Genomic DNA, 12,645 nt, shown 5'->3' on the forward strand with positions numbered 1-12,645 from the left:
GGGTAGGTGCGTTGAGAGCGGGTGCCGCCTGGAAGGCTTTGGTCATTGCCCTCAGCGTCTGCGTGGTGCGGCTGGAAAGCACTGGCGGGCGCTCGGCCTCTGCCTGCGCCGCGGCATCAGCGGCCTCCTTCTTCGCCTCTTCCTCGGCCTTGGCCGCGACCTCCGGGTCGACCCAGGGATGATCGAGGCCAGGGATCGGCTTCAGATCGATGTTCTGGTGTGCATAGGCCATCAGCCGCTGCCAGACCATCGCCGGCAGCGACCCGCCGGTCATGTTGTTGGTCGGCGTGAAATCGTCATTGCCGAGCCAGACGGCGGCCGTGTAGTTGCCGGTGAAACCGACGAACCAGGCGTCTCGGTAGGACTGCGTGGTGCCGGTCTTGCCCGCGACGACGATGTTGGGAAGCTGCGCGCGCCGCGCCGTGCCGATCGCCGGCACCGCGGCCAGCATGGTGTTCATGTATTTCAGAGCTTTTTCCGACAGCACACGGTGCGGCGGCGGCGCGTCCTTGGCCCAGTCATAGACGACGTCGCCGGTGCGGGTAACGAGCTGCGTGATGCCGTGCCGGGAACCGACGAAGCCGTTCTGCGCGAAGACGCTGTAGCCTGTCGCCTGGTCCATCACCGTCATGAGGGACGTGCCGAGCACCATGGTCTTGTGCGATTCCAGCGGCGATTCGACACCCATGGATTCGGCCATCGCCTTGATCGGCCCGATACCGAGATAGTCCTTGGCGAGCCGCACCGGCACGGTGTTGATCGACTTGGCGATAGCCGTGAGCAGCGTGACGTTGCCGGCCGAGCCGCCATTGTAATTGTGTGGCGACCAACTGCCCCAACTGACGGCGCCGCCGGAAACCACCGAGTCCGGCGTGAAGCCGTGCTCCATCGCTGTGGCATAGACATAAGGCTTGAACGACGACCCGGTCTGCCGCAGCGCCTTGGTGGCGCGGTTGAACTGGCTGGCGCCATAATCGCGGCCGCCGACAATGGCGCGCACCGCGCCGTTGGTCTCGATCACCACCACCGCGCCCTCGGTAACGTTGTATTCCTTGCCGAACTGGCGGAGATGGAATTCGACCGACTCTTCGGCCGCTTTCTGGATATTGGCGTCGAAGGTCGTATGGGCGACCAGCGAGTGTTGGCCGGGCTTGGCGATCTTCTTGACCTCGTCGAAGGCCCAGTCGAGGAAATAGTCGGGGCTCTTCTGCTCGCCGCGGTCGACGACATCTGCCGGATGCAGCCGCGCCTGCAGCACCTGGCCCTCGGTCATGAAGCCGGCGTCGACAAGGTTGGAGAGCACCACATTGGCGCGCGCACGGGCGGCCGGCAGGTTGATGTGCGGGGCGTATTTGGTGGGCGCCTTGAACAGGCCGGCCAGCATTGCCGCCTCGGCGAGGTTCAGGTCCTTGACGCTCTTGCCGAAATAGAAATCCGCCGCCGCCTCGATGCCGAACGTGCCGCCGCCCATATAGGCGCGGTCGAGATAGAGCTGGAGGATCTCCTTCTTGGAGAGGTTGGCCTCCAGCCAGAGCGACAGGAAAGCTTCCTTGATCTTGCGCTCCAAGGTGCGCTCGTTGGACAGGAACAGGTTCTTGGCCAGCTGCTGGGTGATGCTGGAGCCGCCCTGGACCACCGAATTGGCGCGCACATTCTCGAAGATCGCGCGCGACAGGCCGAGAACGTCGATGCCGTAGTGATCGAAGAAGCGGCGGTCCTCGGTCGCCAGCACCGCCTTGATGACGATATCCGGCATCTCGTCGACCGGCACGGAATCGCGCTGGATGATGCCGCGCTGGCCGATCTCGTTGCCGTAGCGGTCGAGGAAGGTGACGGCGAAATCGCCCTGGTTGCGCCAATCGCCGGCGGTGATCTCGAACGCCGGCATGGCCAGCGCCAACAGCACCACGAAGCCGCCGGCTCCCATGGTGAACCCTTCGCTCAGCACCTCGATGATGGCGCGCCGCCAGCCATGCAGGCGGAAGCGGCGGGAAAAGATGGTTGCGGCCTCCCAGAATTCGCGCGCTTTGAAGCTGATCTCGTAGAGCGAGGAATCGAGCCACGCATCGACGGCAAGAGCCGCCGAGGCGATCCGGCCTCTTCTCTTGCGTGGTTTCGAAGGAGTTGGCATTCCAGACTTCCGCCCCAATGCGCTTTCGCCCGAAAACAGCATGCGGGCAGTTTCAGGTGGCACCCTGCCAAACTATTCGACCATTTTATCACTGCTCACAAGGGCAGCGAAGCCACAGCACAAGCTTTGTTGAATGGAGGTCAATCGGCCGTGAACGGCGGGTAGTCATCAGCGCGCCGCGATGAAGCGCATGAAATGCGCCACATCCGCTTCGGTCGGCTCCTGGCCGGTGAAGGAGCGCAGATAGGCGGCGAGATGGCTGACGCGGGCCTCGACCGGTTCCTTGAGGTCGAGCACGTAATAGCCGATCTGCATGTAGTAGAGCACACGCGCTCGGATGAAGGCGTCCTCGTCGTCGTAGCCGTGCCGGCGGTACATGTCGCGGATGGCGCTGAGGCGCTCGTCGTCGGCCTGGTCGATCATCTGCCGCACGTCTGCCGAGCGCCTCGCCCATTCGCGCACGGCGAAATCGAGCCTCGGGTCGAAGAGGCGCTCGTCGGCCCAGCATTCGAATACGTTCATCACGCCCATGATGATGGTTTCGGCGGGGCGCCGGGCGCGCTCGACGATCGCAGTGGTGTTGGTGTCGTGCCAATGCTTGAGCAACTGGTCGAGCAGATCCTGCCGGCTTTCGAAATACCAGTAGAAGCTTGAGCGCGACACGCCGAGCTTCTGGCCGAGGGTGAGCACGCGCACGCTCTCGATACCGTCTGAAACCAGCGTCTCAAGCGCCAGATTGATCCAGTCCGAGCGCGTGACCTTGATGTTGCCGAGAACCGGTTCGGCCTGCGGGGCGGTCATGATCATGGCCGCACAATAGGCATGGCGGGAAGCGGCGCGCAAGCGATCTGTACACTTGTGTCTAGACACTCCTGTACAGGACGTGTATCGTAAGGCTCTCCAACGAGAGGGAGAGGCTCGTGAAATCGCATTACCGGGCAGTCGTCATCGGGGGAGGCGTGGTCGGCGCCTCGGTGCTCTATCACCTGACGCGCTTCGGCTGGAGCGACGTGGCGCTTATCGAGCGCGCCGAGTTGACGGCCGGATCGACCTGGCACGCGGCGGCCGGCTTCCATGCGCTGAACGCCGATCCCAATGTCGCGGCGCTGCAGGACTACACGATCAAGCTCTACCGCGAGATCGAGGCCGAGTCCGGCCAGGATGCCGGGTTGCACATGACCGGTGGCGTCAACATGGCAAGCGATCCGCAGCGCTGGGAATGGCTGAAATCGGCCTGGGCGGTGTTCCAGTCGGTGGGCATCGAGACGGCCCGCCTGGTGACGCCCGAGGAGATCAAGGACATCTGCCCGATCGTCGATGTCAGCGATGTGCTGGGTGGCCTTTACGATTCCAACGAAGGCCATCTCGACCCTTACGGCACGACGCACGCCTATGCGGGCGCCGCAAAGAAGCGCGGCGCCGATGTGATCCTGCGCAACCGCGTGATCGAGCTCAGGCAGCGCGCGGACGGCGGCTGGGATGTGGTTACGGAGAAGGGCGCGATTGTCGCCGAGCATGTCGTCAACGCCGGCGGCCTGTGGGCCAAGCAGGTCGGCCTCATGGCAGGCGTCGACCTGCCGGTGACGCCGATGGAGCACCATTATTTCGTCACCGAGGACATTCCGGAGGTCGCTGCCCTGGACAACGAGCTCGGCCTTGCCGTCGATCTCGACGGCTTCTCCTATCTTCGGCAGGAGCGCAAAGGCGTGCTGCTCGGTGTCTACGAGCAGAACCCAAACCATTGGAACATGGACGGTGCGCCCTGGGACTACGGCATCGAGCTGATCCCCGAGGACATCGACCGCATCAGCCCGGAGCTTTCGAAGGCGTATCAGCGCTTCCCCTGCCTGGCCAAGGCGGGCATCCGCAAATGGGTCAATGGCGCCTTCACCTTCACCCCCGACGGCAATCCGCTGGTTGGCCCGGTGCGTGGCTTGAAGAACTACTGGGTCGCCTGCGGCGTCATGGCCGGCTTCAGCCAGGGTGGCGGCGTCGGCAAGTCGCTGGCCGAATGGATGATCTACGGCGAGCCGCAGGCCGACATCTTCGGCATGGACATCGCCCGCTACGGCGCGTTCGCCGCCAACCGCGAGTATCTCAGGCAAACCACGCGCCAGTTCTACGCCCGTCGCTTCGTCATGACCTTCCCCAACGAGCGGCTGCCGGCGGGCCGGCCGCTGAAGCGGCCCGGCGCCTGCGACGGCATGAGCGCGGCCGGCGCCGAGTGGATGGCCTCATGGGGGCTGGAAATCCCGGCCTATTTCGCGCCAATGGGTTTTCGCGAGGAGACGACGCTGAAGCGCTCCAACGCCTTCGACATCGTTGGCGATGAGGTGCTGCAGGTGCGCCGCGCCGCCGGCCTCGTCGACACCACGGCCTTCTCGCGCTACGCCGTGTCCGGTCCCGGCGCCGAGGCCTGGCTCGACCGGCTGCTTGCCTGCAAACTGCCGAAGCCTCGGCGCGCGAAGCTTGCCCCGATGCTCGGCCATGACGGCAGGCTGAAGGGCGACCTTACCGTGCTCAACTGGGGCGGCGGCGACTACTGGATCATGGGCTCCTATTACCTGCGCGAATTCCACATGCGCTGGTTCGAGGCGCACATGGCGGACGGCGTCTCGGTTAACGACATCTCGGACGCGATGTCCGGCTTCCTGGTGACCGGGCCGAATGCAAGGAAGGTCGTCGAACGCACCACGCACCAGGACGTCTCCGCCAAAACCCTGCCGTTCATGGCCTGCGCCGAGTTCGACATCGGCATGGTTCGCGCCCGGGTCGCCCGGCTGTCGATCGCCGGCGAGCTCGGCTTCGAAATCAATTGCCCGGCCACCCTGCACGGGACGCTGCGCGAGACGCTGCTCGCCGCCGGCGAAGATCTTGGTCTCGCCGAGATCGGCTACTACGCGCTCAACGCGCTGCGGCTGGAGAAGAGTTTCGGCATCTGGTCGCGCGAGTTTACCCAAGGCTACACGCCCGGCCAGACCGGCCTTGACCGGTTCGTCGCCTTCGACAAGGGCGATTTTGTCGGCCGCGAAGCAGCTCTCAAGGAGCACAAGGCGGGCGTCGCCCGGCGGATCGTGACCCTGGAAGTCGATGCCGTCGACGCCGACGCCAGCGGTTTCGAGCCTGTCTGGCACAAGGGCCGGCGCGTCGGCTTCGTCACTTCCGGCGGCTACGGCTACACGGTTGGCAAGAGCGTCGCCCTGGCGTTGCTCGATGACGATTTCGCCGGGGAGGGGACGCAACTTTCCGTCCACATTGTCGGCGTCGAACGGCCGGCGCGCGTCATCGCGGCCTCGCCCTACGACCCCAAGGGCGAGGCAATGCGGCAATAGGGGGGATTGGGCATGATTGATGAGGCCGCACGCGATCAGAGGCGCGAACGCCGGCGCGGACGCACCGGCGAGGCCGGTAGCGAGTCCAGCCGCCGCCCGAACTATCGTTCGCTGAAGAACCCCTTCCTGCCGCAGCCGGTCTTTTCCGACGATCAGGTCGCCGCAATCCACGACACGGCGCTGCGCGTGCTGGAAGAACTCGGCATCAAGGTGCTGCTGCCGGAGGCGCGCGCCATTCTTGCCAAGGCCGGGGCCCTGGTCGACGAGGACAGCCAGATGGTGCGGATCGGCCGCGACATGGTCGAGGCAGCCTTGGCGTCCGCGCCGCGCTCGATCCCCGCCTATGGCGGCGCCCGCTCCCGTGACCTTATCCTCGAGCTTGGGTCCATGACATTCCTCGCCGGCTCCGGCGCGCCCAACGTCACCGATCTCGAGCGCGGAAGGCGGCCGGGCACGCTCGCCGCCTTCGAGGAATTCATGAAGCTCCTGCAGCATTTCGACGTGCTGCATATGCTCGGCCCTTGCATCGAGCCGCAGGACGTCGACACGCGCTTTCGCCACTTTGCCACCGGCCGCGCGCAGCTCACCTTGTCCGACAAGTTTCCCTTCGTCTTCGCGCGCGGCACGCCGCAGGTCGAGGACAGTTTTGAGATGGTCCGGCTGGCGCGCGGCCTCTCGGAGGACGAATTTCGCAACGGCGCCTTCTGCTACACCGTCATCAACACCAATTCGCCGCGCCAGCTCGATATCCCGATGGCGCAAGGCATCATCGACTTCGCCAGGTTCGGCCAGGTGTCGATCATCACGCCCTTCTGCCTGGCGGGCGCCATGGCGCCGATCACGGTCGCCGGCGCGCTGACCCTGCAGCATGCGGAGGCGCTGGCGGGGCTGACGCTCGCCCAGATCGTGCGCCCCGGCGCTCCGGTGGTCTATGGCTCGTTTTCCTCCAATGTCGACATGAAGTCGGGCGCGCCGGCCTTCGGCACGCCGGAGCACATCAAGGCGACCTTGGGCGCCGGCCAGCTCGCGCGCTTCACCGGCTTGCCTTGGCGTTCCGGCGGCGGCAGCGCCGCCAATGTCTCCGACGCGCAGGCGGCGCATGAGACGCAGTTCGCGCTATGGGGCTCGGTGCTTGCCGGCGCCACCGTCTGCATCCATGCGGCAGGCTGGCTGGAGGGCGGCTTGAGCGTCTCGTTCGAAAAGCTGATTACCGACATCGAGGCGCTGCAGACCGTCGCCGAGCTTTGCGCCACGACACCGGGTGATGCCGACGCCATTGGTTTCGACGCCATTGCCGAGGTGCAGCCCGGCGGCCATTTCTTCTCGGCCGCCCACACCATGGTCCGCTACCGCACCGCCTTTTACGAACCGCTGGTGGCCGACTGGTCGAATTTCGGCAACTGGACGCAATCCGGCGGCAAGACCGCGACGGAGCGCGCCACCGGCATCTGGAAGCGGATTCTTTCCGATTTCCAGCCGCCCGCATCCGCTGCCGCCACCGCCGGCGTGCTCGACGATTTCATCGCACGTCGCACCGAAGAGGGCGGCGCGGCACCGGTGTCGTGAGGTCAAGGCAGCAGGGCAACCGCTGTACGCGAATAGGTCTTGTCGCTGACTTGATCGAGCATGAAGGCCGCCACGTCGGCGCGCGCCAGCGTCGGCAACAAGGATCTGGCCCGGATGCCGTGGCCGTGGCGGAACCGGCCGATGGCTGGACCGTTGCCGAGCTTTGGCGGTCGCACGATCGTCCAGTCGAGGCCGGACCGCGCGATGAGCCTTTCCTTCGCTTCGTGATCCGCCGCTTCATGGCGCAGCACGAGCGGCACGACGATGCCGCCGAGCAGCGGCCCCAATTGCCGCCGGCTGTCGCGGACGCCGAGGAAGGACTGATAAATGAGCCGGGTTGGCCCGCTCCGTTGCATCGCCTCGACGATGAAGCCGATACCGGCAATCACCGCCGCGTCGTGCTTCAGTGGCACGCCGACACCGAGGCAGCTCAACACCGCGTCGTGACCGGCAATCGCGCCCTCCACCGCCTTGCAGTCGGCGACGTCTCCGACGATCACGCTCAGACGGTCGTGGCTGATGGCGAGCTTGCGCGGGGTGCGGACGAAGGCGGTGACCAGATGGCCTTCCGCCAGCGCCGCCGAGACGAGGGCGCGGCCGGTCGCGCCCGAGGCGCCAAAGATCAGAAGTTTCATCTCCGGCCTCCCTGGCCAGTCTGCCCCGCTCGTCAGCTAGGCTTGCGCCCTGCGGCGAAAGCGACCGGCGCCCCAGCCGGGCAGCAGCCTTGTGTAGACGTAGTCGCATTGCTCCACCAGACCCTGCGCGGCGCCTCCCTCAAAAACCGTGTCGCCCCACATCGTGACACGCGTGATGCCCTGCATGCCCGCCGAACCGGAACCGCGCATGGTGCGGCTCGCCCCCGAAACTCTCGGCAGCCGCCCGGTTTTGCTTGTCTATCGCCGCGAGATCGGTGATGAGGCGCCTGTGCGCCGTCATCCGTTTCGTAACTGTGGTGATCAGGGATCAGGCAACGGTGATCAGCGGCAAGGCTTGATGGCATTGCCTCAAGACGCCGTCCGACGATCTGGCGAAACGGGTGCAAGGCGGCTACGCTGCGATGAGGACAAGGCAGGCGAGAGGAACCACATATGACGGCGCCTGGCGATTTGATGCAGGCCTTGTTCCTGCGACTGAAGACCGATGCGTCGCTGTCGGCGCTGCTGGGCGGCGCCGGCCTGCTCGAGCGCGCCGACGCCAAAGCCGCATTTCCGCACGTCACCTATGGCCGCACCAGCGCCTTCGACCTGGACACCGGCGCCGACGACAACGACGACCAACTCATCACGCTCCACATCTGGTCGAAGGCGCAGGGCGATGCCGAGACGCGGCTCATCATGGACAGCATCAAGGCGCGCCTCGACGGCGCGGCCCTCTCGATCGGCCCGCGTGGCCAGACGCGGCTGTCGCTGGAATTCGCCGAGGCGCGCTATGACGACGACCTCGCGGTGCACCACGGGCTGCTGCGCTTCCGCGCGCTGACGCAAGAAAGTGCCTGAGAGACCAGCTTTTCCTTGTGCAATTCCAGGAAAGTGCGCACCTGTTTTCCGTCCGGAAGTGCGAAAAAACAAAGAGTTAGAGCAATTCCGCGTTTCCTTGGAGCGATGAACGTTCCTAGAACTGGGCCTGGATGGCGGCCTTGTCGATGACGGACCAGACCTCGCGTATTCGCCCATCCTGGATTTCATAAAAGACGTTCTCCGCGAAGGTGACTCGCCTGCCGTTCACCGCTAGGCCGAACAGCATGCCCTTGGGCCTGCAGTCGAAATGCAGGCGGGCCGCCACGCGTGGTGGCTCTGATACCAGAAGCTCGATGTTGAAACGCAGATCGGGAATGGCCTGAAAATCGCCTTCCAGCATGCGGCGATAGCCCGAAAGCCCCACCGTCTCGCCATTATACTGCACCTCGTCGCCGACGAACCGGCCGAGATTGTCCCAATCCTGTTCGTTGAGGCAGGCAATGTAGTCCTTGTAGAGACTGGCAAGGTCGTCATGGCTCATGGCATTCTCCCCGTCCTCAACTGCTTCACGGCGCAAATTAGAGCATATGCAAGCCGCGAAAACCGTAGCCGCGCCCGTGATTTTCCGGCTATCAATCCATGCTGGTCCTGATGGGCCCAGGCAGTTGGACTCGCATTTGTTCGTCTCGCGGGCAGGGGGTATGGCGGGCATGGATTTTCGGCCATTCACCGTTCATTTCATGTTCAGCACAAATGCGTTAGTACCGTGATCATGAAAACGTTCCGCTCCCTTACTCGCGCCGCGGCGCTGGCGCTTGCCGCAGCCGGGCTTTTTGCGTCGCAGGCGACGGCGATGCCGCTCGTCGAGCCATCGGTCGACCAGCCGGTCGTACTTGCTGCCAGCGATTGCTATGCGATCGGCCAGCAGATCGCCGCGCAGAACGGCGGCACGCTCGCCAAGGCCTCGCAGGCGACCCGCGGCGGGCAGCAGGTCTGCGTGATCGTGGTGCTGGTCCCCGGCAAGGAGGGCCAGCGGCCGCGCCGTACCGAGATCGTGGTGCCGCTGGACTGACGCCCAATTCCCTTTAACAGGCTTGAGTTTCCTGGCCGGCGGAATCGGCCTATACCTCCACCCTTCAACAGGCTCCGAACCATGCGCGTGCTCGTCGTCGAGGATGACAAGGATCTCAACCGGCAGCTGACGGATGCGCTGGTCGATGCCGGCTATGTCGTCGACCGCGCCTATGACGGCGAAGAGGGGCATTTCCTCGGTGACACCGAGCCTTACGACGCCGTCGTCCTCGACATCGGCCTGCCGCAGATGGACGGCATCAGCGTCGTCGAGCGCTGGCGCCGCGGCGGGCGCAAGATGCCTGTGCTGATCCTGACCGCCCGCGACCGCTGGAGCGACAAGGTTGCCGGCATCGATGCGGGCGCCGACGACTACGTCACCAAGCCTTTTCACATCGAGGAGGTGCTGGCCAGAGTGAGGGCGCTGATCCGCCGCGCCGCCGGCCATGCCTCGTCCGAGCTCACCTGCGGGCCGCTGAGGCTCGACACCAAGGCCTCCAAGGCCGACGTCAACGGCGTGCCGCTGAAGCTCACTTCCCACGAGTTTCGGCTGCTTGCCTATCTGATGCATCATATGGGCGAGGTGGTATCGCGCACCGAATTGGTCGAACATCTCTACGACCAGGACTTCGACCGCGACTCCAACACCATCGAGGTGTTCGTCGGACGGCTTCGCAAGAAGATGGGCATCGACATGATCGAAACCGTGCGAGGCATGGGCTATCGCATGCGAGAGCCGGAGGCGTGACGCGGAACCGCTGAAGCCGACGATGAGAACGTGGCTTTCAAAGCTGCGGCTCTGGCCGCGCTCGCTGACCTTCCGCGTCATCGCCTTTTCCACGATTTGGGCGATCCTGACGCTCGTCGTCATCTTCACCCTCATCACCACGCTCTACCGCCAGGCCAGCGAGCGCGGCTTCGACAGCCTGCTTTCGGCGCATCTGTTCAACCTGATCGGCTCCGTCGGCATTTCCGACAATGGCGCGCTCATCGGCTCGCCCGACCTTGGCGATCTGCGCTTCTCGGAGCCGAATTCCGGCTGGTACTGGTCGGTCGAGCCGGCCTCCGAAGACGTTCACGGCGAACTCCATTCCTCCTCGATGACCTCCTCGATCCTGTCGCCGAGCGTCGCCGAGGTGCCGTTCAACGCGAACTTCCAGCGCAGCTATTCGACCGAGGGCATCAAGGGCGAGGAGTTGGAGGTTTTCGAGAGCGAGTTCGTGCTCGATGCCAAGAACCGCGCCGCGCGCTTCCGCGTCATGGGCAATCACAGCGAGCTCGAGCAGGAGATCGCGAGCTTCCAGCGCCGGCTGCTCACCTATCTGTCGCTGTTCGGCGTCGGCATGATCGCCATTAACGCCATCGCCATCCTTTTCGGCTTGCAGCCTTTGCGCCGCGTGCGCAATGCTTTGGCGATGGTGCGCGAGGGCACGGCGCAGCGGCTCGACGGGCGCTTCCCGGCCGAGATCGAGCCTCTGGCCAGCGAGACCAATGCGCTGATCGAGAACAACAGGCGCATCGTCGAGCGCTCGCGCACCCAGGTCGGCAACCTCGCCCATTCCCTGAAGACGCCGCTTGCCGTGCTGATCAACGAGGGCCGCGCGCTCGGCGGCGCCAAGGGAGAGCTCATCGCCGAGCAGGCTGCCTCGATGCAAAAGCAGGTCGACCATTATCTGCAGCGCGCCCGCGTCGCCGCCCAGCGCGACAGCGTCGTCTTCCGCACGCCGGTGGCGCCGCTGGTCGAGCGCATGGTGCGCGTGCTGCGCAAGCTCAACCCGCAGACACAGCTTTCGCTGTCGCCGCCGGCCACCGGGATCGTCTTTGCCGGCGAGCGCGAGGATCTTGAGGAATTGCTCGGCAATCTCCTCGACAATGCCATGAAATGGGCGAAAAGCGCCGTTGCCGTCTCGGTCGCCACCGTTGCGGGAAGCCCCAACCTTTTTGAAATCGTTATAGAGGACGACGGCCCCGGCATTCCCGAGGACAGCGCGCGGGAAGTGTTGAAACGCGGCAAGAGACTCGACGAGACGAAGCCGGGAACGGGGCTTGGATTGGCCATTGTCGCCGACCTCGTCAACGAGTATGGAGGCGCCCTGGCGCTGGAACGGTCCAGCATGGGCGGCTTGAGGGCAGTGGTAAGATTGCGGAGCCTTCAATAATGTTTTTATCGATTTCCGTGCGGCCGCTTGCGGCCAAATTTCCGACAAATATCAATACTATGGGCTCGCTATCCTTCCCGCTGGCGCGGTTCCCGATCCATCTCGCTCCAGAAGTGCTTTTCGCCCAAGAAGCCCATCCCGCTCAAGAGAACCGGTTGCTGGTATGAAGATTCGCGTTGCGCTCGTTTCCGCCCTGATGGCCGTGTCGGGCTGCACCACGCTGGGCAGGACTGGCCCGACCTCTCCGGTCACGCCCGTCGCCGCGCCGCCGGCCGCCGGTAAGGTGGGAGCCGGCATCGTCGCGGCCATGAATGGCGGGCTCATCGGCGGCTCGATCGGTTCGGGTCTGAGCGATGCTGAAAAGCGCAAAGGCCTCGAGGCCGAGTACAAGGCGCTGGAATACAACGCCAGCGGCCAGAAGGTGACGTGGAAGGGCGACAGCTCGACCCATTATGGCGAGGTCGTTGCCGCCCAGCCCTACCGGGTCGGCTCGCAGGACTGCCGCCAATACACCCACACCGTTTACACGAGCGGTTCGGGCGTCACGGCGCGCGGCACCGCCTGCCGCAATGCCGACGGCAGCTGGACGCCGCTGACCTGAATTAGCAACGATCGGCGCAATTTGACATTGATCAAGGACGGCCGGCGCGTCTGCCGCCAAAGCGTCGCAGGGCGTCCGTGTTGGCAGGGCAGGGCTCTGCCTTTATTGGAATAGCCATGCTGTTCTGGGTCATAGCTGCAATCCTTACGCTGGGCGCCAGCCTGGCGGTGCTTTTGCCGCTGGCCGGCGGCACGAAAGCCGCATCGACCGCCGGCGATCACGATCTCGAAGTCTATCGCGACCAGCTTTCGGAACTCGACCGCGACATGGCGCGCGGCGCTGTCGCCGTCGAGGCGGATGGCGTTGCGATAGGCGGTCACCGCGTCGG

At 64.9% G+C, this 12,645-nt stretch carries 14 protein-coding genes; 9 read left to right on the forward strand and 5 right to left on the reverse strand.

Annotated elements, in window-relative coordinates; genetic code table 11:
• Together EOA60_RS04155 and EOA60_RS04160 are read right to left on the reverse strand one after the other, a co-directional pair.
• Positions 1 to 2,131, reverse strand: a 2,131-nt coding sequence (locus EOA60_RS04155) for a penicillin-binding protein 1A (RefSeq protein ID WP_164899181.1), incomplete at its 3' end; no start/stop codon positions are given.
• 168 nt (positions 2,132 to 2,299) lie between these two features.
• Positions 2,300 to 2,938, reverse strand: coding sequence for a TetR/AcrR family transcriptional regulator (locus EOA60_RS04160; RefSeq protein WP_067320941.1), 639 nt, complete (start codon positions 2,936 to 2,938; stop codon positions 2,300 to 2,302).
• A gap of 113 nt (positions 2,939 to 3,051) precedes the next feature.
• Between EOA60_RS04160 and EOA60_RS04165 the strand changes: the two genes are divergently transcribed.
• Both EOA60_RS04165 and EOA60_RS04170 read left to right on the forward strand, forming a co-directional pair.
• Positions 3,052 to 5,463, forward strand: a complete 2,412-nt coding sequence (locus tag EOA60_RS04165; RefSeq protein WP_128311088.1) for an FAD-dependent oxidoreductase — start codon at positions 3,052 to 3,054, stop codon at positions 5,461 to 5,463.
• Positions 5,464 to 5,475: 12 nt separating this feature from the next.
• Entirely contained in the window at positions 5,476 to 7,029 is a 1,554-nt protein-coding gene (locus EOA60_RS04170; RefSeq protein ID WP_067320950.1) for a trimethylamine methyltransferase family protein, read from the forward strand.
• A 2-nt stretch (positions 7,030 to 7,031) separates the two neighbouring features.
• Here EOA60_RS04170 and EOA60_RS04175 read toward each other — a convergent pair whose 3' ends face one another.
• Together EOA60_RS04175 and EOA60_RS37355 are read right to left on the reverse strand one after the other, a co-directional pair.
• On the reverse strand, positions 7,032 to 7,664 hold the full coding sequence (locus EOA60_RS04175; RefSeq protein WP_095823719.1) for an NAD(P)H-binding protein: 633 nt from the start codon (positions 7,662 to 7,664) through the stop codon (positions 7,032 to 7,034).
• Positions 7,665 to 7,700: 36 nt separating this feature from the next.
• Positions 7,701 to 7,874, reverse strand: a complete 174-nt coding sequence (locus tag EOA60_RS37355) for a hypothetical protein (protein ID WP_164748310.1) — start codon at positions 7,872 to 7,874, stop codon at positions 7,701 to 7,703.
• A 243-nt stretch (positions 7,875 to 8,117) separates the two neighbouring features.
• Here EOA60_RS37355 and EOA60_RS04180 point away from each other — a divergent pair, with 243 nt between their 5' ends.
• Positions 8,118 to 8,525 (forward strand): DUF3168 domain-containing protein, encoded by a 408-nt coding sequence (locus EOA60_RS04180; RefSeq protein WP_095823718.1) that lies wholly within the window; start codon positions 8,118 to 8,120, stop codon positions 8,523 to 8,525.
• 115 nt (positions 8,526 to 8,640) lie between these two features.
• Here the strand turns inward: EOA60_RS04180 and EOA60_RS04185 are convergent, their stop codons facing one another.
• A complete protein-coding gene (locus EOA60_RS04185; RefSeq protein ID WP_095823717.1) occupies positions 8,641 to 9,027 on the reverse strand; it encodes an ester cyclase in 387 nt (128 codons plus the stop codon).
• Between the two features lie 231 nt (positions 9,028 to 9,258).
• Between EOA60_RS04185 and EOA60_RS04190 the strand changes: the two genes are divergently transcribed.
• The 6 genes from EOA60_RS04190 to ccmI all read left to right on the forward strand — a co-directional run.
• A complete protein-coding gene (locus EOA60_RS04190; RefSeq protein ID WP_095823716.1) occupies positions 9,259 to 9,558 on the forward strand; it encodes a hypothetical protein in 300 nt (99 codons plus the stop codon).
• Between the two features lie 81 nt (positions 9,559 to 9,639).
• Positions 9,640 to 10,305 (forward strand): response regulator transcription factor, encoded by a 666-nt coding sequence (locus tag EOA60_RS04195; RefSeq protein WP_067320964.1) that lies wholly within the window; start codon positions 9,640 to 9,642, stop codon positions 10,303 to 10,305.
• 22 nt (positions 10,306 to 10,327) lie between these two features.
• The gene (locus EOA60_RS04200; RefSeq protein ID WP_095823715.1) at positions 10,328 to 11,716 is read left to right on the forward strand and encodes an ATP-binding protein; all 1,389 of its coding nucleotides are present in this window, start codon (positions 10,328 to 10,330) and stop codon (positions 11,714 to 11,716) included.
• A complete protein-coding gene (locus EOA60_RS38140) occupies positions 11,716 to 11,883 on the forward strand; it encodes a hypothetical protein (protein ID WP_179293607.1) in 168 nt (55 codons plus the stop codon). Before EOA60_RS04200 ends, EOA60_RS38140 begins: the two co-directional genes overlap by 1 nt.
• Entirely contained in the window at positions 11,880 to 12,317 is a 438-nt protein-coding gene (locus EOA60_RS04205; RefSeq protein ID WP_095823714.1) for a hypothetical protein, read from the forward strand. The genes EOA60_RS38140 and EOA60_RS04205 overlap by 4 nt, the downstream gene beginning before the upstream one ends.
• Before the next feature lie 116 nt (positions 12,318 to 12,433).
• Positions 12,434 to 12,645 (forward strand): c-type cytochrome biogenesis protein CcmI (ccmI, locus tag EOA60_RS04210; protein ID WP_128311090.1); only part of this gene is annotated, 212 nt, incomplete at its 3' end.

Source organism: Mesorhizobium sp. M1A.F.Ca.IN.020.06.1.1 (assembly GCF_004023265.1).
GTDB lineage: Bacteria > Pseudomonadota > Alphaproteobacteria > Rhizobiales > Rhizobiaceae > Mesorhizobium.

Excerpts from the sequence above, each read along its gene's own strand:
- EOA60_RS04195 (WP_067320964.1), top strand. The coding sequence starts at position 9,640 with ATGCGCGTGCTCGTCGTCGAGGATGACAAGGATCTCAACCGGCAGCTG.
- EOA60_RS04180 (WP_095823718.1), top strand. The coding sequence starts at position 8,118 with ATGACGGCGCCTGGCGATTTGATGCAGGCCTTGTTCCTGCGACTGAAG.
- EOA60_RS38140 (WP_179293607.1), top strand. The coding sequence starts at position 11,716 with ATGTTTTTATCGATTTCCGTGCGGCCGCTTGCGGCCAAATTTCCGACA.
- EOA60_RS04175 (WP_095823719.1), bottom strand. The coding sequence starts at position 7,664 with ATGAAACTTCTGATCTTTGGCGCCTCGGGCGCGACCGGCCGCGCCCTC.
- EOA60_RS04205 (WP_095823714.1), top strand. The coding sequence starts at position 11,880 with ATGAAGATTCGCGTTGCGCTCGTTTCCGCCCTGATGGCCGTGTCGGGC.
- EOA60_RS04160 (WP_067320941.1), bottom strand. The coding sequence starts at position 2,938 with ATGATCATGACCGCCCCGCAGGCCGAACCGGTTCTCGGCAACATCAAG.
- EOA60_RS04185 (WP_095823717.1), bottom strand. The coding sequence starts at position 9,027 with ATGAGCCATGACGACCTTGCCAGTCTCTACAAGGACTACATTGCCTGC.
- EOA60_RS04190 (WP_095823716.1), top strand. The coding sequence starts at position 9,259 with ATGAAAACGTTCCGCTCCCTTACTCGCGCCGCGGCGCTGGCGCTTGCC.
- EOA60_RS04170 (WP_067320950.1), top strand. The coding sequence starts at position 5,476 with ATGATTGATGAGGCCGCACGCGATCAGAGGCGCGAACGCCGGCGCGGA.
- EOA60_RS37355 (WP_164748310.1), bottom strand. The coding sequence starts at position 7,874 with ATGCGCGGTTCCGGTTCGGCGGGCATGCAGGGCATCACGCGTGTCACG.
- EOA60_RS04200 (WP_095823715.1), top strand. The coding sequence starts at position 10,328 with ATGAGAACGTGGCTTTCAAAGCTGCGGCTCTGGCCGCGCTCGCTGACC.